The following is a 17984-nucleotide window of genomic DNA, read 5'->3' as shown; positions in this document are numbered from 1 at the left end:
GTGCGGCTTAGCGTCCTGAACAACCGGTCGTCAGGGCTTCACCTCGTTACTGATGCCGTGGGGGACATGCCCCGTGGCGACCACCTCGCGGGCCAGTTCGCAGTGGCCGGTCTGGTCGTCGAAAAACACGTCGGCGGCGAAGGCTTCAAGGAATGCCGACTTGGTCAGGCCGCCAAGGAACAGCGACTCGTCCAGGCGAATATCCCATTCACGCAAGGTACGGATGACCCGCTCGTGAGCCGGTGCCGAACGGGCCGTCACCAGCGCCGTGCGAATCGGGCAAGCGTCCTCGGGAAACTCGCGTTGCAGGGCATTGAGCGCGGCCAGGAAGCCCTTGAACGGTCCGCCTCGCAATGGCTCGCGGGCCGCCTGCCGTTCGCTGGCCTGGAACGCTTCGAGGCCACCGGCCTGATAGACGCGCTCCGACTCATCGGAGAACAGCACCGCGTCGCCGTCGAACGCGATGCGCAATTCCTCGCTGGCGGCGCGGCTGGCACCGCCGGAGAGAATGGTCGCCGCGGCGAACCCGGCATCAAGGGCACTGCGCACGTCTTCGGCATGGGTGGACAAGAACAGGTCGCAGCCGAACGCCTTCAGGTAGGGATAAGGACTGCGGCCGCCGACGAACGCGGCACGCGAGATCGCCAGGCCATAGTGACCAATCGAGTTGAACACCCGAAGGCCGGTGTCGGCACTGTTGCGCGAGACCAGCACCACTTCGACCCGGGCACGCCCCAGGTGTGCATTGAGGCTCAGCAGTTTCTCCACCAGGGCGAACGCGTCTCCCCGCGCCAGGACTTCATCTTCGTGCTCGATCTGGTATTGCCGGTAGGCCTCGACGCCACTGGACAGGTACACCTTGTGGCTTTCGCTGAGGTCGAACAACGCCCGCGATGAAATCGCCAGCACCAACTTGTCGTCAATATTGTTTGCCATGTCGCCCCCCCATCCGCGCTCAGCGGTTATGCCGATCCATGAACGCCAACGCCTGGTACAAGGCTTCAATTTTCGGCAGCGCACACCCCGCCGCTTTCGCCGCCGCCAACGGCCGGGCGTAGATTGCCTCCAGTTCCAGCGCGCGTTTATGCAGATGATCGTGGTGCATGCTCGGCCAATAGTCGGGCATCTTCTCGGTCATCGCGAACAGGTAGTCGGCGTAGCCCGGTGCGATGTGATGACCGCAGGCCTGGGCCCCCTGCACCACTTCGCGCATCAACGCCTGGATCAGCTCGCGACTGGCGGCATCGGCCATCAACGGCGTGGTGCTGGCCCCCAGCAACACCGAGAGACCGTTGTAGGGCACGTTCCACACCAATTTCTGCCAACGGGCCTGTTGCAGGTCGGCCATGGCCTGGGCATCGATGCCGGCATGGCGAAACAGCGTCGCAGCCTCTTCGACAATCAGCATGCGTTCAGCCTGATCGCCGCACGGACCGCTGTGGTAACCGATGTTGACCGCGCCCAGCGCCTGGTGGGTGATGACACCGGGACCGGCCCGATGAACACAGATCAGGCAGAGCCCGCCCAACAGGTGCAGCGAGTCGGGCAGCAAGGGGCGCAGCGCCTCCTCGACATCCAGGCCGTTCTGCAATAGCAGGACCTTTGCCCCGGGCGCAGCCGCCTGGCGGATGACCGGGGCCAACTCGGCGTTGCTGGTGGTTTTGGCGCCCACCAGCAACCAGTCGCAGGGCGGCATCTCGGCCGCCGAGCGGTAGGCCTGGACCGGGTTGAGGGCCAGTGCGCCATGAACCGCACTGTCGACCTGCAACCCGCCTTCGGCCACCGCATTGAACTCACTGCGTAACAAGAAGTGCACGTCAAAACCGGCACGCGCCAGCATCACGCCATAGAACCCGCCAATGGCCCCGGTGCCGATCATGCCGATCCGCGGTTTAACACCTGCCTGCATCTTTGCGCTCCTCTGGTAAACGGCCCTGCACATCATTGCACAGCCCCCCGGGACTCGGGGACTTATCCCACCGGGGATAAATCCCCTTCAAACCGGCCCCTGCCCATTGTCGAGCCCCCTCGTAACGCGATAAGGTTCGGCTCCCCGACGCGCTTAAATCCGCTGTGCACCGCCGCGCGGGGATCGCTGGCGGCCGGCACCCGTGACCTGACGAGTAACACGATGGCTGATTTACCGATCAATGACCTTAACGTCGCCTCCAACGAGACCCTCATCACGCCTGACCAGCTCAAGCGCGATATCCCCCTGAGCGACGCTGCCCTGCGCACCGTGACCAAGGGCCGGGAAGTCATCCGCAATATCCTCGACGGCAGCGACCATCGCCTGTTCGTGGTCATCGGGCCCTGCTCGATCCATGACATCAAGGCCGCCCACGAATACGCCGAGCGCCTGAAGGTCCTGGCGGCGGAAGTGTCCGACACCCTGTACCTGGTGATGCGGGTGTATTTCGAGAAGCCGCGTACCACCGTCGGCTGGAAAGGCCTGATCAACGACCCGTACCTGGACGACTCGTTCAAGATCCAGGACGGCCTGCACATCGGTCGTCAGTTGTTGCTGGACCTGGCTGAAATGGGTCTGCCCACCGCCACCGAAGCGCTGGACCCGATCTCGCCGCAATACCTGCAGGACCTGATCAGCTGGTCGGCCATCGGTGCGCGCACCACCGAATCCCAGACTCACCGCGAGATGGCGTCCGGCCTGTCGTCGGCGGTGGGCTTCAAGAACGGCACCGACGGTGGCCTCACCGTGGCCATCAACGCCTTGCAATCGGTTTCCAGCCCTCACCGCTTCCTGGGCATCAACCAGGAAGGCGGCGTGTCGATCGTCACCACCAAGGGCAACGCCTACGGTCACGTCGTGCTGCGCGGTGGTAACGGCAAGCCGAACTACGACTCGGTCAGTGTCGCGCTGTGTGAACAGGCGCTGAACAAGGCAAAGATCAAGCCGAACATCATGGTCGACTGCAGCCACGCCAACTCCAACAAGGACCCCGCCTTGCAACCGTTGGTGATGGAGAACGTGGCCAACCAGATCCTGGAAGGCAACCAGTCGATCATCGGCCTGATGGTCGAAAGCCATCTGAACTGGGGTTGCCAGGCGATCCCGAAAGACCTCGCCGACTTGCAGTACGGCGTCTCCATCACCGATGCCTGCATCGACTGGAGCGCGACCGAAAACACCCTGCGCAGCATGCACGCCAAACTCAAGGACGTGCTGCCCAAGCGTCAGCGCGGCTGATCGAGCGTCTTCCCTATCAGGAAGATCGAGGCAAAAAAATGCCGGGCTGAAAAGCCCGGCATTTTTCATTGGGGAATCCGTCTTCGGTCAAAGCTTCGCAGCGTGCCGCTGGTGACGCTCCATGTAGCGCTCCACGTAGGAGCAGGACGGGATCACCGTGTAGCCCATCTCTTCGGCGTACTGCAGCGCCTTTTCGGTCAGCGCCGCCGCAATGCCCCGGCCGCGCAGGGCGTTGGGCACGAAGGTGCGATAGATGTCCAGGGTCTGCTTGCCCAGGTCCATATAGGTCAGATAGGCACGATGACCGTCCACGGTGGTCTCGAATTGATGACCAGCCTGGTCATGGTGGATGGACAACGCCTCGCTCATCACTACTCCTCGCGGGTCTGAATGCTGACCCCTACCTTACCGATGTTTTTCCGGCGAAGGAACATCTACGCCACCCCGTGCCTTCCTGGTCACCGAGCGCCAAAACCGATCCGCTCAAACCCGAGCACGTCGTGAATAGTAGGCACCAATGACGCAAATGCTCAAGACACACCTGTCATCGAAGGGGTAACCTCGTCGGTTTTATCGACCGGGCGCCATCGCCGTGCTGAAGTCGGTGTCGCGGTGCAATAGCTGAACATCGCCAGTTGTTGAGTCTTGAGACGAGCGCCGGTAGTTAAAGTCACCGCCAAGACCCAATAAAGATGCCTGGGAGATTGCGCAAAAAATGTACAAAAGTCTAGGCGAATCAATCAACAACGACGTTAGCGGGCCTTTGGGGAGTTGATCCCGGCGCGGAACTTTTCTTCATCTAGACACTCCAGTCTGGGGCTTGGCGCTGGTGCTTGTTCAACAGCGCACAGAAAAGTTGCTCGAAAAAGAATCACCGCCTACAATTTTTTTGCTTCTTGCGTTACGTCAGTTTACTTACTACAAGTAATGGGTAGTATGTACGCCGGCTAACTCCCCAGTCTGGGGAGACAGTCACTAATAGAAAGTCCTTGAAGGGGAACACGATGAACAACGTTCTGAAATTCTCTGCTTTGGCCCTGGCCGCAGTTCTGGCTACCGGTTGCAGCAGCGCATCGAAAGAAACCGAAGCACGTCTGACTGCTACCGAAGACGCAGCTGCTCGCGCCCAAGCTCGTGCAGACGAAGCTTACCGTAAAGCTGATGAAGCTCTGGCTGCTGCTCAAAAAGCACAACAGACTGCTGACGAAGCTAACGAGCGTGCTCTGCGCATGCTGGACAAAGCTAGCCGCAAGTAATAGTCCTTCGGGATTGTTATCGAGCCGACCCATTCATGGGTCGGCTTTTTTATTGCCCGGTGTTTTTTTCGGGTAATAAAAAACCCGCCGACCTCGCGAGACGTCGGCGGGTTGCCTTGGAGCGTTATTACTGCTGCAGGTCGATCGGTGCACTCGAGACCATCGGGGCCGACGTGCTCGGCACGGCGATCTCCACCGGCAGGCCATCTTCGGCCGCCACCACGTCCCGCACCACATCCCAGTTCATGCGCAGGTTGCTGGTGATGTCTTCGCGCTTGAGCATCGCGTTGATCACCGCCGTGTGCTTGTCCACCACCGACGGGTTGCCGTTGTCATCCAGCGGAGTGTGGGCTTCGAGGTAAACCTTGCCGCCGCTCAAGCCCAGTTTGTAGGGGTCGTTGATGATCCGCACCGACGTGCCCACCGGCACCATGCCGGCCATTTCCAGGACGTTGTTGTTGAACATCCGGAAGCAACCGTGGCTGGTACGCATGCCGATGCCGAATTTCTTGTTCGAACCATGGATCAGGTAGCCCGGGGTGCCCAGGGTGAACTTGAAAGGCCCCAGCGGGTTATCCGGGCCGGCCGGCACCACATTCGGCAGCGGGTCGCCATCGGCGGCGTGCTCGGCCTTGATCGAGGCTGGCGGGGTCCATGTCGGGTTAGGCGTCTTGGCAATGATGCTGGTGTGGGCGATCGGCGAGCCCCAGCCTTCACGGCCGATCCCCAGCGGGAAGGTGTAGACCACGTTCCGGCCCTTGGGGAAGTAGTAGAGGCGGTACTCGGCCAGGTTGATCACGATCCCCTCGCGCGGCCCCGGCGGCAGGATGAAGCGGGTCGGCAGCACGATCTCGGTGCCCGCGCCCGGCAACCAGGGGTCGACGCCCGGGTTGGCCGCGACCATCTCGGTGTAGCCCAGGTCATAGGTGGTGCCCAGGTCGGCGAAGGTGTCTTCGTACTTGGCCTTGATGACTTGCACCTGGCCGATGATGTCTTCACCCGGCGGTGGCAAAGGCAGCTCCAGTGCTGCAACGGGGCCGGCCATACACAGGGCGGCTAGAGACAGGCAGCGGGCGACGGCAGGCAAGCGCGGCAACATCCGGGAAATCCTTCGCAGATCGAACAGAGGGTATGAAAGCGCCGATTGTACACCGCAGCCTGTTACTTCGGGGAGGGCGGCATCAAGGCGTCCGATGTGCAGCAGATCGAGGGCTGCACAGACTCCCGCAGGCATTACAGCTCGAACCGCAGCTCCGGCCAGATCGGCGAGGTGCCGCGCTTCTGGGATTCGAGGATCGCCCGGCACAAGGAACACAGGCGATGGTCCTGGAAGATCCGCCGATCGACACTCGACCAGCGCGGCTGGGCCGGCAGCAGGCTGCCGCAGAGCGTACGGTCGGCGGAGCCGCCAAGTTCCAGCTGCCGAGTTACCAGATGCACCCGCACTTCCTGGCAGGCGAACAGGTCCAACTGCTCGTCAGGCTCGATCAGTTGGTAGGCAAACAAGGACCAGGCGGGACGCGGCATCGGGGGCTCCAAATCGGGGGCGCCACATTAGCCGAAAGCCCGCCTCTAGAAAAGCGTCAAAGCAGCGGTTTCAGCGTCGGCCAGACATTTTCCAGCAACTTGCCCTGGGCGGCGACGGACGGGTGCAATCCGTCGCCCTGCATCATCCCCGGAACACCGCCGACGTCCTTGAGGAAAAACGGCACGAGGGGGACTTTCTTCTCCTCGGCCAGGGTGCTGTAGACCTGGGCAAACGCATCGGTGTACCGCCGCCCATAGTTGGGCGGCAGTTGCATGCCCAGCAGCAGGACCTTGGCACCGCTGGCACGGGCGCTGTCGATCATCGCTGCAAGGTTTTGTTGCAATTGTGTTGGCGGTTGTCCGCGCAAGCCATCGTTGCCTCCCAGTTCCAGGACCACCAGGTCCGGTTTATGGGCTGCAAGCAGCGCCGGCAGCCGCGCCTGGCCTCCCGCGCTGGTGTCGCCACTGATCGACGCATTGACCACTTTGTCGTCAAAACCCTCGGCCTTGAGCCGTTGTTCAAGCAACGACACCCAGCCCTGCCGGGTATCCAGGCCGAAAGCCGCGCTGATACTATCGCCAACGATCAGGACTGTACCCGCCGCTGCGTTCTGGACCATGCACATCAAGGCCAGGCCGGCACTCAAAAACCACACACGCATCGGATTCTCCATGGGCTCAAGCATTCTCACCGCGACGGACCTTAGCAAAGTGGTCTCCAGCGCGGAAGGTGAACTGACCATCCTGCACGAACTCAGCCTGGAACTGAACAAAGGCGACAGCCTGGCGATCGTCGGCGCGTCCGGCTCCGGCAAATCCACCCTGCTGGGCCTGCTGGCCGGCCTCGACCTGCCCAGCAGCGGCGAGGTCACGCTCGCCGGCCAGGCCCTGAGCGCCCTTGATGAAGACCAGAGGGCGCGGATCCGCGCCGAGCACGTAGGCTTCGTCTTCCAGTCGTTCCAGTTGCTCGACAGCCTCAACGCCCTCGAAAACGTCATGCTGCCGCTGGAGCTGGACGGGCGCAAGGACGCCCGCGAACGCGCCGCCGAACTGCTGCAACGGGTCGGCCTGGGCCAGCGCCTGACCCACTCGCCCCGCCAGCTCTCCGGCGGCGAGCAGCAACGCGTGGCGATTGCCCGCGCCTTTGCCGCCGAACCCGATGTGCTGTTTGCCGACGAACCGACCGGCAACCTCGACAGCCACACCGGCGAGCGCATCAGCGACCTGCTGTTCGAACTGAACAAGGAACGCGGCACGACCCTGGTGCTGGTCACCCACGATGAACGCCTGGCCCATCGCTGCCGGCGCCTGATCCGACTTGAAGCCGGCCAGATGGTCGCGCCCCTGGAGCCTTGATGGCACGCTTGCCGCTGTTGCGCCTGTTCAGTCTTGCTGTTCGTCAATTGCTGCGCGACGCCCGCGCCGGCGAGTTGCGGGTGTTGTTCTTCGCCCTGCTGGTGGCGGTGGCGGCGAGTACCGCCATCGGCTACTTCGGTGCCCGCCTCAACGGCGCGATGATGTTGCGTGCCACCGAGTTCCTCGGCGCCGACCTGCTGCTCGAAGGCAGCTCGCCGGCCCGCGCGGAACAGATCCGCAGCGGCACCGAACTGGGCCTGGAACATGCCCGGGTGGTGGAGTTCTCCAGCGTCGTCGCCACTGACAATGGCATCCAGTTATCCAGCGTCAAGGCTGCCGATGACCTCTACCCATTGCGCGGCGAGCTGAAGAGCGCCGCCGCGCCGTTCGCGCCGGAAGAAACCGGCGGGCGTCCGAGCCCGGGCGAAGCCTGGGTCGAGTCCCGGCTACTGACGGCCCTGGACCTGAAGATCGGCGACAGCATCGACATCGGCAACAAGACCCTGCGCCTGAGCCGGGTCCTGACCTATGAACCCGATCGCGCCGGGAATTTCTATAGCCTCACGCCGCGGGTCATGATCAACCTCAAGGACCTGGACGCCACCGGCGTGGTGCAACCCGGCAGCCGTGTCAGCTATCGCGACCTGTGGCGCGGCCCGGCGCCGGCGCTGCAAACCTATCGCGACCTGGTCAAGCCAGGCCTTGAGCCTAACCAGCGCCTGCAGGATGCCCGCGACGGCAACCGGCAGATCGGTGGAGCCCTGGGCAAGGCCGAGCGCTACTTGAACATGGCCAGCCTGGTGGCGGTGCTGTTATCCGGCGTCGCGGTCGCGCTGTCGGCCAACCGTTTTGCCACCCGCCGTTTCGATGCCAGCGCCCTGCTGCGCTGCCTGGGTTTGTCACGCCGGGAAACCATGGTGCTGTTCAGCCTGCAATTGGCAGTGCTCGGCCTCCTGGCCAGCATCAGCGGCGCCCTACTCGGCTGGATCGCCCAATTGGGCCTGTTCGCGCTGCTGCATGACCTCTTGCCCACGGCGGTTCCGCCAGGGGGCGTGCTGCCGGCAATCGCCGGGATCGGCACCGGCCTGGTGGCCCTGGCGGGGTTTGCCCTGCCACCGTTGGCCGCGCTGGGCCGGGTGCCGCCGCTGCGCGTGCTGCGCCGGGACATGCTGCCGATCCCGTCCAGCACCTGGGTGGTCTATGGCGCCGCATTGGGCGCCCTGGGCCTGATCATGTGGCGCCTGAGCCTGGACCTGGTCCTCACGTTCGCCCTGCTCGGTGGCGGCGTCGTCGCGGCGCTGGTACTCGGTGGGCTGTTGCTATTGCTGCTCCAGAGCCTGCGTCGCCTGCTGGCCCGCGCCGCCCTGCCCTGGCGGCTCGGCCTCGGCCAACTGCTGCGCCATCCCCTGGCGGCGGCCGGCCAGGCCCTGGCATTTGGCTTGATCCTGTTGTCCATGGCGCTGATTGCGCTGTTGCGCGGCGAGCTGCTGGACACCTGGCAAAACCAGTTGCCGAAGAACGCGCCCAATTATTTCGCCCTGAACATCCTGCCCGACGACAAGCAGGCCTTCACCGACAAGCTGGTGGCGCTGTCGGCACAATCGGCGCCACTCTACCCCGTGGTGCCGGGGCGTCTGATCAGTATCAATGGCGAGCCGGCCAGCGAGTTCGTCACCAAGGACTCCGCCGGTGACCGGGCCCTGCAGCGCGACTTGAGCCTGACCTGGGCCGCGGACCTGCCGGCGGGCAACGTCGTCACGGCCGGCACCTGGTGGCCGCAACAACCACCAGACGATATCCCGGGGGTTTCGGTGGAAGGCAAAGTCGCCGACAACCTCAAGATCAAGCTCGGTGATCGCCTGGTCTTCAGCGTGGGCGGCGTCAACCGCGAAGCGAAGGTCACCAGCCTGCGGGAAATCAACTGGGACAACTTCCAGCCCAACTTCTTCATGATCTTCCAGCCCGGAACGCTGAAGGACCTGCCGGCCACCTACCTCACCAGCTTCTATCTGGCGGCGGGCCACGACCAGCAGATCGTCGACCTGTCCCGGGCCTTCCCGGCGGTGACGATCCTGCAAGTCGAGGCGCTGCTCGAACAGCTGCGCAGCATCCTGGCCCAGGTCACCCTGGCCGTGGAATATGTGCTGCTGTTCGTCCTGGCGGCAGGCATGGCCGTGCTGTTCTCCGGCCTGCAGGCGACCCTCGATGAACGGATTCGCCAGGGTGCGCTGTTGCGGGCCCTGGGGGCCGAGCGGCCATTGCTGGTCAAGGCCCGACGCATCGAATTCGGCCTGCTGGGTGCGGTCAGCGGTCTGCTTGCGGCCCTGGGCTCGGAGCTGGTGAGCCTCGTGCTCTACCGCTACGCGTTCGACCTGCCATGGCATCCGCATCCGTGGCTGCTGTTGTTGCCGTTGGTGGGCGCTTTGTTGATCGGCGGCGCCGGGGTGTTCGGCACCCGACGAGCGCTCAATGCCAGCCCGCTGACAGTGTTGCGCGAGGGTTGATAGACTTCCGGCTTCGCCATTACAAGAAGTTGCCATGAGCCGCTATCGCCCACCCCGCACCGCCGGCACCGCGCTGATCACCCCCGAAGGTGAAGCGCGGATGCGCGCGGAGTTCCATGAGCTGTGGCATGTGCGCCGCCCCCAGGTGACCCAGGCGGTCAGCGAGGCGGCGGCCCAGGGTGATCGCTCGGAAAATGCCGAGTACACCTACGGCAAGAAAATGCTGCGGGAAATCGACAGTCGCGTGCGCTTTCTCACCAAGCGCCTTGAAGCGCTGAAGGTGGTCAGTGAAAAGCCCAGCGATCCCAACAAGGTGTATTTCGGCGCCTGGGTCACCGTCGAGGACGAGGAAGGCAAGGCGTCGCGCTATCGCATCGTCGGCCCTGACGAACTGGATCTGAAACAGAACCTGATCAGCATCGACTCGCCACTGGCCCGGGCCCTGATTGGCAAGGCCCTGGATGCGGAAGTCAAGGTCCAGACACCGACCGGCGAAAAAATGGTCTATATCGTCGACATCACCTATCCGTAAGGGCCGGACACCTCAACGGCGGGTAATCAGCCCCTGCCGCGCGACACGGGTCAGTTGCCGGATCATCTCGGGGGCGTCCGCCGCGCTGGGTGATTGGATAACGGCCAGGTCGAAACTGTCATTGGCGAAACGCGCCAAGGATTCACCGTCTTCGACAAACTGGATCAGGAAAGCGGCCGGCCCGTGGTTACGTCGCGGCCAGCCGTCAAGGTAGCGCAGCAACGTGGGCTGGTGGGTGCCACCCAGGAGGATTTTCGGGTTGCGTTGCACTAGGTTCGCCGTGATGGGCGCAAGACGTACAAGGGGGCTGGGTGCATTCATCGTGTCGTGTCTCTGCCTCAAAAGTCTGCATGGCAGGTGAGAGGCAACACCGAACCAGCGCTTTAGCGGTACTTCGAAGCCGCGTAACCCGGCTTCTGTCGGCAACTGGAGAGTCACCTGGCGCCCCGCAAGTAGCTGTTTAAATCGGCGCATGAGCGGCATCCTAGAGAAGCTGACCGGGCGGTGTCAAGAACGGCGGCAGGGTCACCCCCTGTGGGAGGGCACGACCATGGCGGCTGTCAGCCGCAAAAGAAAAAGGCGCTTTCCTCGAAAAAGGAAAGCGCCTTTGTTTTCAGTTGAGCATCAGCCGGCGATGGCTCGATCCACCGACAGTTTGCCAGCGCCTTCGACCAGGATGGCAACGCTGCCCGCCAACAACGCCAGGGCAAACTCATAGCCGTTGTTGGCCATGAACAAACCGTTACCAATGTGCACCGAGAAAATCGCCACCAGTGACAGGAAGGCCAGGCCCAGTGCCGCCGGACGGGTCAGCAGGCCGATGATCAGCGCCAGCCCGGCGAAAAACTCGGTACCGCCGGCCAATGTCGCCATAAGGTAGCCAGGGGTCAGGCCAATGCTTTCCATCCATTGCGCCGTGCCAGCCAGGCCGTAGCCGCCGAACAGGCCGAAGAGCTTCTGCGAACCGTGCGCGGCGAAGATGATGCCGACGGCAATACGCAGGACAGTCAGGCCGTAGCCGGCACGGGTGGACATTATTTTGTTGATCAGCGAGCTCATGGGTTCATCCCTAGATGTGTGGTGGTTGGACGCCATATTAATCAAAAAAACTTGTGCTAAAAGCGCAAAAATTGCGACACACCAATCAATTTAATTGATCATTTCCGTAAAGCGATCTTCTGCCCGGTCGGCTCCAGGGACTCTCGCTCCCGATCAAAAGCCAAATAGTATTTGTTCACGCTATTAACGTAGCTGACGGCGCCCATTCCCACCTGCTCCATGGCAATGCGCTCGACCTGGAAGAACCATTGGTTGGGATTCAGCCCACGTCGCCGGGCTTCGGCGCGCATGCCCTGGACGCGCTCCGGCCCCATGTTGTAGGCGGCCAGGACGAATGCCATGCGCTCGCGCTCATTGAGCTTGGGGCTGGCGAAAAACTTGCGGCGAATCATGGCCAGGTACTTGGCGCCCGCCTGCACGTTGGCGTCGAGGTTCTGGATGTTGTCCACCCCCACCCGTTGGGCTGCCGACGGGGTGATCTGCATCAGCCCGGTGGGGCCACCGCTACCGCGAGCGCTGGGTTGCAGGGCTGATTCCTTGAAGGCCAGGGCCGCCAGGTTGAGCCAGTCCATGCCCTGGGCCTCGGCATGTTTTTGCAACACCGGACGCAGCTTCTCCAGGCGCTGGCGATCGGCGCGGGCCAGCGGATAGTGAACCTGATACAGCCGCCGGTAGATGCACAGGAACGCTGCGTCCTGGTTGTCCGGCACTTTGTAGGTCGCCAGGAACCGGTCGATGCTAGCCCGGAGCATGGCGGCATCACGACGCACGAACCAGTATTCATCGCCGGGCTCGCCGATCAGCACCTGGCGGTCGAAGCGCAACTTGGGAAGAATCTTGCCCCAGCGTTCGGCAATGGGTTGCTCGACGATGGTCAGATGGAAAATCCCGCCCTGGACCATCTCCAGCACATCTTCCACCGCCAGGGTCGGGTCGACCCATTCGATTTTCACCGGCGGCAATTTGAGCAGGGCCAGTTTCTGGTTGATCTGGCTCACCGCATCCCCCGCCGCACTGCCGTTGGGCAGGGCCAGGGTCTTACCGGAAAGTTGTTCCACGCGGTTGTAGCGCTTCTCGCCCTTGATGCCCACCAGCAGCAATGGCACATCGCTGCGGATCGGATCGCTGGGGCTGACCGCATGGCTGGCCAGGGGCTCGAGCAGCTCGCCGGGGGCCACGAGATCGCCCTCGCCACGCTGCAACGCACCGAGCAACTGATCCTTGGCCTTGGGGATGATCTTGAGGGTGATTTCCTGGCCGTCCCGGGCGTGACCGTTGAGGTACTGCTCGAAGGCGCGTAACCGGTGGTATTCGACACCGATGGGCTGGCCCTGGACTTCGCCGGAGCTGTTGCGACTCTGGTTGACCAGCACCTTCAGCACCCGGCTGCTGCGGATTTGCGCCAGGTCGCGTACGGTGCCCGGCGCCACGACCTGCACCGGCCCAGGCAGCCGCGCGTCCGCCGGGATCGGCAAGAGCAGCGAGCAACACAGCAGTAGCAACGCCTGGGGACGTGTCATCCACTCTCCGGAAGGAACACTGCCGGCCGCCTCGAAAACGAGGCTGGGGACGACAGAAACAGAGCGCTTGGGGCGCTGAAAAGTGCGAAAGACTGGCACAGTGATAGCGTTTATACCAACCCGACCTGTCTCGCGGCCTCAACAGACAGCCACAACTCGTTGTAGTTCTTGGCTTTTCTTATAAATCTACAGCTCTGATATGCTTTCCGGCCTTTGGGCCGAGGTAGCACCATGCAACTCATCGATATCGGCGTCAACCTGACCAACCCCAGTTTTGCCGATAAACATCAGGCAGTGCTCGACCGCGCCTATGAATCGGGGGTCTGCCAACTGGTCTTGACCGGCACCAGCATCGAGGGCAGCGAACAGGCCCTGGCACTGTGCGAGCGCCTGGATGAGCGCGGCGAGCGTCTGTTCGCCACTGCCGGTATTCACCCCCACAGCGCCAGCGACTGGACCGCCGACAGCGCCAGGCACCTCAAGGACCTGTTGAGCCACGACCGCGTGCGGGCGGTGGGTGAATGCGGGCTGGATTTCAACCGCGACTTTTCCCCCAGGCCGCAGCAGGAGAAGGTGCTGCAAGAGCACCTGGCCTTGGCGGTCCAACTGCAATTGCCGGTGTTTCTCCACGAGCGTGACGCCAACCAGCGGCTGCTGGACATCCTGCGGGATTTTCGCGACCGGTTGCCGGCCGCCGTCGTGCACTGCTTCACCGGTGAAAAAAAGGCCCTGTTCAACTACCTCGACCTAGACCTGCACATCGGTATCACCGGCTGGATCTGTGATGAACGCCGGGGCACGCACCTGCATCCGTTGGTGCGCGACATCCCTCGCGGCCGCCTGATGCTCGAAAGCGACGCGCCATACCTGTTGCCGCGCACGCTGCGGCCCAAGCCGAAAAACGGCCGGAACGAACCGGCCTATCTGACCGAGGTGCTACGGGAAGTGGCCGTACACCGTGGCGAAACCCCGGAAGACCTGGCGGCCCATACCACTGCGTGCGCACGGGCGTTTTTTGGATTGCCCGTCCTATCGGTTTAAACACACCTCTGTGTGGGAGCGGGCTTGCTCGCGAATGCACTAGACCCGTTCATCCTGCTGTGAATGACCCACAGCCTTCGCGAGCAAGCCCGCTCCCACAGAGGGTTTCGGGGTGTCTGTTGACCCACATCAACCTCCCAGCCCTGGGGGAGCGGCACAATAATGGCACCTTGCCAAAACTGTTTCCGCTATCAGAGAAGACCTTCCATGGGTGCCTGGCTTAGCAATATCTCACTGAAGTACAAATTCTGGGCGGTCAACGCGGTCGCCTTTGTCACTACCCTGCTGCTGGTGCTCTACGCAGTGCACCTTGAACAGCAGGCGCGCAATCATGCGGCCCAGGCCAATGCCCAGGCCCAGGCGTACCTGTTGGGCGCCTGGCCGGCCGGACAGGCGCTGCCCAAGCTCGACACCGTCCTGGCGCTCCAGCGCGACCAGGTACCGGTGTTCCATGAACAGCCACTGCCGGCGCTGACGCAAGCCAACGGCTGGGTCGAACTGGATGCCAGCCCGTTGTTGGGCGACGACCCGCTACTGGGAGCCGAAGTGATCCGGCGCGGCGACGGCCAACAACTGGCCGTCCTGGCCCATGGCGTCAGCCTGGGCCAGGTGTTTGGCGAACGCTTCAGCCAATACGCCGTGGCGGTATTCGTGCTGATGCTGGCAATGCTGGGGGCCTCGCAACTGTTGATCCGCTTCCTGCTCAGCCAGCTCAACACGCTGAAGGACGTCATGCTGCACGTGGAAAAAACCGGTGACCTGTCCGCCCGCGTCCCCTTGGCCTGCAAGGATGAAGTAGGCCAGATGGCGGCCGCGTTCAATGCCATGCAGGCCGGTTATCAACGGGTCGTGGACACCGTCGCCAGCACGGCTCGGCAGTTGGACACCGGCGCGGCACGCCTGGCGTCGAGCATGACCGACGTGCGCCACGGCATGCTCGGCCAGCAGAGCGAGACCGACCAGGCCGCCACGGCGATCAACGAGATGTCTGCCACGGTCTACCACATCGCCCAGCACGCCAGCGCCACCCGTGACCTGTCGAAGACCGCCGACACCTTGGCCGGCAACGGTCATGACGTGGTGAGCCGCGTTCAGCAGTCGATCACCGGGCTGTCCTCGGGGGTGCAACAGACCGCCGAGATGATCCAGCGCCTCGCCGAAGACAGCCAGAAGATCAGTGGCGTGGTCAGTGTGATCCACAGCATTGCCGAACAAACCAACCTGCTGGCGTTGAACGCTGCCATCGAGGCGGCACGGGCCGGAGAAATGGGACGGGGCTTTGCCGTAGTGGCCGACGAGGTCCGTAACCTGGCCAAGCGGGTGCAGATTTCCACGGACGAAATCACCACCATGATCGTGGCCCTGCAGGCCGGTACACGGGACGCCGTGGACTTCATGCAGGAGAGCTCGTACAAGGCCGACGACTGCGTGCAACAGGCCCGCGAGGCCGGCGATGCGTTGGCGCAGATCACCGCCGCCGTGGCCCAGATGCGCGAGAGCAACACCCAGATCGCCGTCGCGGCCGAACAGCAGAGCCAGGTTGCCGAGGACATGAACCGGGCGGTGGTGAGCATTCGCGACGTCACCGAAAACACCGTGCGCCAAACCGTCGACTCGGCCACCACCAGCCATGAGCTGGCGACCCTGGCGGGCGAGTTGAACAAAGCGATCGGGCAGTTGAAGTTTTAGGGCGCCAATCCTACCGGCCTGGGGTGGCTGCTGTTTGTGGCGAGGGGATTTATCCCCGTTGGGTCGCGCAGCGGCCCCAAAGCATTTGACCGAGGTACCCAACCTTACGGAGGCGCCTTTGAGGGCGCTTCGCACCCCAACGGGGATAAATCCCCTCGCCACAAAAAGTGGATCTTCCCAACACCTGTTTCGCCCTATCACATCGATAGCCAAGCGCGATTCGCCGCTTCACCCGGCCGGGCCTATTCTTGGGTTATTCGATTTCGTGAACTCAAGGACATGCATCATGGGCAAACGTCACCCTCACTTACCCGCTTGGCAATGGCGCACCTGGCCCGCCCCTGACCGCCAACCGACCCACCAGGTGTTGCACCTGATGGCGGTGCCGCTGTTCATCATTGCGTTCCTGCTGCTTGTGTCCGGGGTGTTCAGTGCCAGCGCGGCGGACATCGCCATCGGCACCATCGGCGTGGTCGCCGCATTGGGGTTGCAGCGCCACCATCCGTGATCCATCGCCTCAGGCGAAAATCGTCACCGTCTGCCGGCTCAAGGCGATCAAGCGGCCATCGGCGCTCCAGAATTTGGCGGCGACATGGCCGTAGCCATCCTGGGCATGGTCGATCTCGGCCAGGTACTTGCACCAGTCCAGGGTCGTCAGCTCCAGCAACGGCTGGACAAACTCGATGGTCCAGGTCAACGTGCTGCCCGGGGCCATTTGCTTGAGATGAGGCAGCAATGCCGGTGGCCAGGCATCCACCAGCGCCAGGATGTGGCTCTCGTTCAACGGTTCTTCCTTAACATCACCGCGCAGACGCACCCAACCACCCATGCTGCGGGATGTGTTGCCGGTGAACGGCAAGCCACCGACGCTCCAGCACATGGCCAGGTGACGCATGAATTCAGGGGTAGCGCCCTTGACGTAAGGCAGCTCCTGGCACTGTTCCACGCTCTTGAACTCCGGCGCCGGGTCGGCCTGAACCGCCACCACGGAAGAACGCGAGGCACCAAAACTGCCCTGCACCACCGTCACCACCTGGCCGTTCTGCACGGCGCGCCCCAACACCTGGCTCACCGCCTTGCCTTCGCGCAGTACATCGACTTCAAAGCTGACCGGCACATCCGGCTCGACCGGGCCGACAAACGTGATCGCGAGTGAACGTACCGGGCGATCCGCCGGCACCCGGGCACGCATCGCCTCATACTGCAACGCCGCCACCAACCCGCCAAACGTGGCGCGCCCCTGGCCCCATTCAGGCGCGATGGTGACGGCCTCTGGTTGACGGCGCACGGCATCGATCAAATCGGAAAAGCGCATGACGACCTCGAAAGCAGGGAAAAGAGATAAAGGGATCTTAACCAGCGCCGGCAAGCGGCACAGCGCTCATTCCGGCCAAAGAGACTGGCAGATAAGCCGCCGCTATTGAATCAGTGGGAGCGAGCTCGCCCCCACACAGGGAAACTCAGGATTTTTCGAAGCAGCTCGCAATGAGCTTATCGAGCACCTTGTCGGACTTGGCCTCGGCCTTTTCCATCGTGCGCTGCCAGGTGGGCACGCAGGATCGCAGGTCGGCCTCTTCCTCGGCCCTGGCCAGCCATTGCCAGCAGTCGTGCCAGTCACCCAGCGCGCCCTGGGCGGACTTGAGCCGTGGCATGGCCGCCTCGGGCAAGCGGTCGAGTTCAGGGTAGGCTTCGAGGGCGTAGCGCACACGCTTGATCAGCAGGCGCAACCGGTGACGGTCATGGGCAGGGTCGCGCAAAGCTTCACCGAGTTTTTGCCATTGTTTGTCCAGGCGCTTTTCGATGCGCTTGCGCAAGCCCTTGAGCAGCCCCTCCCGCTGGGCAGCGCGAATGAAGCGAGGAAAGGCATCGAGGATCATCAGCAACTGGCCCAGCTCCGGGCTGCCGGCCACGCTGGGGTACGCGTCGGCCATCAGCGCCCGGCGGCGGCGCGCCGCCTCCACTTGGCCATGTTGTTCGAGGTAGGCCGCCAGGACTTCCCGGTCGCGCAACGGCGTGGTCAGGGTGCCGACCGCGGAAGCGGCGGTTTCCAGCTGTTCGACCCCGGGCAAGCCACGCAGCGGACGAAGCAGACTGCGCAGGCGGCGGACGGTGGTCCGCAGGTCATGCAGCGCTTCGCTGTCGGTATGGGCATTGAGGCGGGCCTGACAGGCCAGCAGGCGGACTTCCAGGCCCAGTATCCGGGCCACCAGCCGATCGATCATGGACACTACTCCGTAAGCAGCTTAGCGCTGCGGACTACAAGTGAGGAACACGGTGCGCCCTTCACTTGTA

The 17984-nt window shown here is 63.2% G+C and carries 18 protein-coding genes and 1 pseudogene; 8 read left to right on the top strand and 11 right to left on the bottom strand.

What is annotated here, in order from left to right:
* Positions 1-30: 30 nt before the first annotated feature.
* Positions 31-936 carry a 5'-nucleotidase gene (locus V5F23_RS08120; protein WP_047739510.1) on the bottom strand — a complete coding sequence of 302 codons (906 nt, stop codon included), beginning with the start codon at positions 934-936 and terminating at the stop codon, positions 31-33.
* A gap of 19 nt (positions 937-955) precedes the next feature.
* A complete protein-coding gene (locus V5F23_RS08115; RefSeq protein WP_042728322.1) occupies positions 956-1909 on the bottom strand; it encodes a putative 2-dehydropantoate 2-reductase in 954 nt (317 codons plus the stop codon).
* A gap of 222 nt (positions 1910-2131) precedes the next feature.
* Between V5F23_RS08115 and V5F23_RS08110 the strand changes: the two genes are divergently transcribed.
* Entirely contained in the window at positions 2132-3208 is a 1077-nt protein-coding gene (locus V5F23_RS08110; RefSeq protein WP_047737531.1) for a 3-deoxy-7-phosphoheptulonate synthase, read from the top strand.
* 87 nt (positions 3209-3295) lie between these two features.
* Here V5F23_RS08110 and V5F23_RS08105 read toward each other — a convergent pair whose 3' ends face one another.
* Positions 3296-3577, bottom strand: a complete 282-nt coding sequence (locus V5F23_RS08105) for a GNAT family N-acetyltransferase (RefSeq protein ID WP_042728324.1) — start codon at positions 3575-3577, stop codon at positions 3296-3298.
* Positions 3578-4212: 635 nt separating this feature from the next.
* On the opposite strand from V5F23_RS08105, the gene oprI reads away from it, so the two are divergent.
* On the top strand, positions 4213-4464 hold the full coding sequence (oprI, locus tag V5F23_RS08100) for an outer membrane lipoprotei OprI (protein ID WP_025113130.1): 252 nt from the start codon (positions 4213-4215) through the stop codon (positions 4462-4464).
* A gap of 127 nt (positions 4465-4591) precedes the next feature.
* Here the strand turns inward: oprI and V5F23_RS08095 are convergent, their stop codons facing one another.
* The 3 genes from V5F23_RS08095 to V5F23_RS08085 all read right to left on the bottom strand — a co-directional run bounded on the left by V5F23_RS08095 (position 4592) and on the right by V5F23_RS08085 (position 6653).
* Positions 4592-5563 carry a L,D-transpeptidase family protein gene (locus tag V5F23_RS08095; protein WP_042728325.1) on the bottom strand — a complete coding sequence of 324 codons (972 nt, stop codon included), beginning with the start codon at positions 5561-5563 and terminating at the stop codon, positions 4592-4594.
* 134 nt (positions 5564-5697) lie between these two features.
* Positions 5698-5991 (bottom strand): hypothetical protein, encoded by a 294-nt coding sequence (locus V5F23_RS08090; protein ID WP_042728326.1) that lies wholly within the window; start codon positions 5989-5991, stop codon positions 5698-5700.
* A 56-nt stretch (positions 5992-6047) separates the two neighbouring features.
* The gene (locus V5F23_RS08085; RefSeq protein ID WP_042728327.1) at positions 6048-6653 is read right to left on the bottom strand and encodes an arylesterase; all 606 of its coding nucleotides are present in this window, start codon (positions 6651-6653) and stop codon (positions 6048-6050) included.
* Positions 6654-6663: 10 nt separating this feature from the next.
* Here V5F23_RS08085 and V5F23_RS08080 point away from each other — a divergent pair, with 10 nt between their 5' ends.
* Genes V5F23_RS08080 through greB form a run of 3 tightly spaced genes read left to right on the top strand, consistent with a single transcriptional unit; the run spans position 6664 to position 10383 of the window.
* Positions 6664-7347, top strand: a complete 684-nt coding sequence (locus V5F23_RS08080; RefSeq protein WP_042728328.1) for an ABC transporter ATP-binding protein — start codon at positions 6664-6666, stop codon at positions 7345-7347.
* Positions 7347-9851 carry an ABC transporter permease gene (locus V5F23_RS08075; RefSeq protein ID WP_047737535.1) on the top strand — a complete coding sequence of 835 codons (2505 nt, stop codon included), beginning with the start codon at positions 7347-7349 and terminating at the stop codon, positions 9849-9851. Before V5F23_RS08080 ends, V5F23_RS08075 begins: the two co-directional genes overlap by 1 nt.
* A 34-nt stretch (positions 9852-9885) precedes the next feature.
* Positions 9886-10383, top strand: a complete 498-nt coding sequence (gene greB / locus V5F23_RS08070) for a transcription elongation factor GreB (protein ID WP_042728330.1) — start codon at positions 9886-9888, stop codon at positions 10381-10383.
* 12 nt (positions 10384-10395) lie between these two features.
* On the opposite strand, the gene V5F23_RS08065 is transcribed toward greB, so the two are convergent.
* The 3 genes from V5F23_RS08065 to V5F23_RS08055 all read right to left on the bottom strand — a co-directional run bounded on the left by V5F23_RS08065 (position 10396) and on the right by V5F23_RS08055 (position 12962).
* Positions 10396-10704 (bottom strand): hypothetical protein, encoded by a 309-nt coding sequence (locus V5F23_RS08065; protein ID WP_024618163.1) that lies wholly within the window; start codon positions 10702-10704, stop codon positions 10396-10398.
* Between the two features lie 303 nt (positions 10705-11007).
* Positions 11008-11442 (bottom strand): DoxX family protein, encoded by a 435-nt coding sequence (locus V5F23_RS08060; protein ID WP_047737539.1) that lies wholly within the window; start codon positions 11440-11442, stop codon positions 11008-11010.
* 98 nt (positions 11443-11540) lie between these two features.
* Entirely contained in the window at positions 11541-12962 is a 1422-nt protein-coding gene (locus V5F23_RS08055; protein ID WP_338497946.1) for a transglycosylase SLT domain-containing protein, read from the bottom strand.
* Positions 12963-13193: 231 nt separating this feature from the next.
* On the opposite strand from V5F23_RS08055, the gene V5F23_RS08050 reads away from it, so the two are divergent.
* The 3 genes and pseudogenes from V5F23_RS08050 to V5F23_RS08040 form a co-directional block, all read left to right on the top strand.
* Positions 13194-14003, top strand: coding sequence for a TatD family hydrolase (locus V5F23_RS08050; protein WP_338497943.1), 810 nt, complete (start codon positions 13194-13196; stop codon positions 14001-14003).
* A 207-nt stretch (positions 14004-14210) separates the two neighbouring features.
* Positions 14211-15692 carry a methyl-accepting chemotaxis protein gene (locus V5F23_RS08045; protein WP_338497940.1) on the top strand — a complete coding sequence of 494 codons (1482 nt, stop codon included), beginning with the start codon at positions 14211-14213 and terminating at the stop codon, positions 15690-15692.
* A 286-nt stretch (positions 15693-15978) separates the two neighbouring features.
* Positions 15979-16191: pseudogene (locus V5F23_RS08040) on the top strand (terminase); the annotation flags it as partial.
* A gap of 18 nt (positions 16192-16209) precedes the next feature.
* Here the strand turns inward: V5F23_RS08040 and V5F23_RS08035 are convergent.
* Both V5F23_RS08035 and V5F23_RS08030 read right to left on the bottom strand, forming a co-directional pair.
* Positions 16210-17007, bottom strand: coding sequence for an acyl-CoA thioesterase domain-containing protein (locus tag V5F23_RS08035; protein WP_042728335.1), 798 nt, complete (start codon positions 17005-17007; stop codon positions 16210-16212).
* 145 nt (positions 17008-17152) lie between these two features.
* The gene (locus V5F23_RS08030) at positions 17153-17914 is read right to left on the bottom strand and encodes a CHAD domain-containing protein (RefSeq protein ID WP_047737552.1); all 762 of its coding nucleotides are present in this window, start codon (positions 17912-17914) and stop codon (positions 17153-17155) included.
* Positions 17915-17984 lie beyond the last annotated feature (70 nt).

It is taken from the genome of Pseudomonas sp. WP18, assembly GCF_036689585.1.
In the GTDB taxonomy this organism is placed as follows: domain Bacteria; phylum Pseudomonadota; class Gammaproteobacteria; order Pseudomonadales; family Pseudomonadaceae; genus Aquipseudomonas; species Aquipseudomonas chlororaphis_E.
Note: the sequence above shows the minus strand (reverse complement) of the source record. Positions and strands in the feature narration are given on the sequence as shown.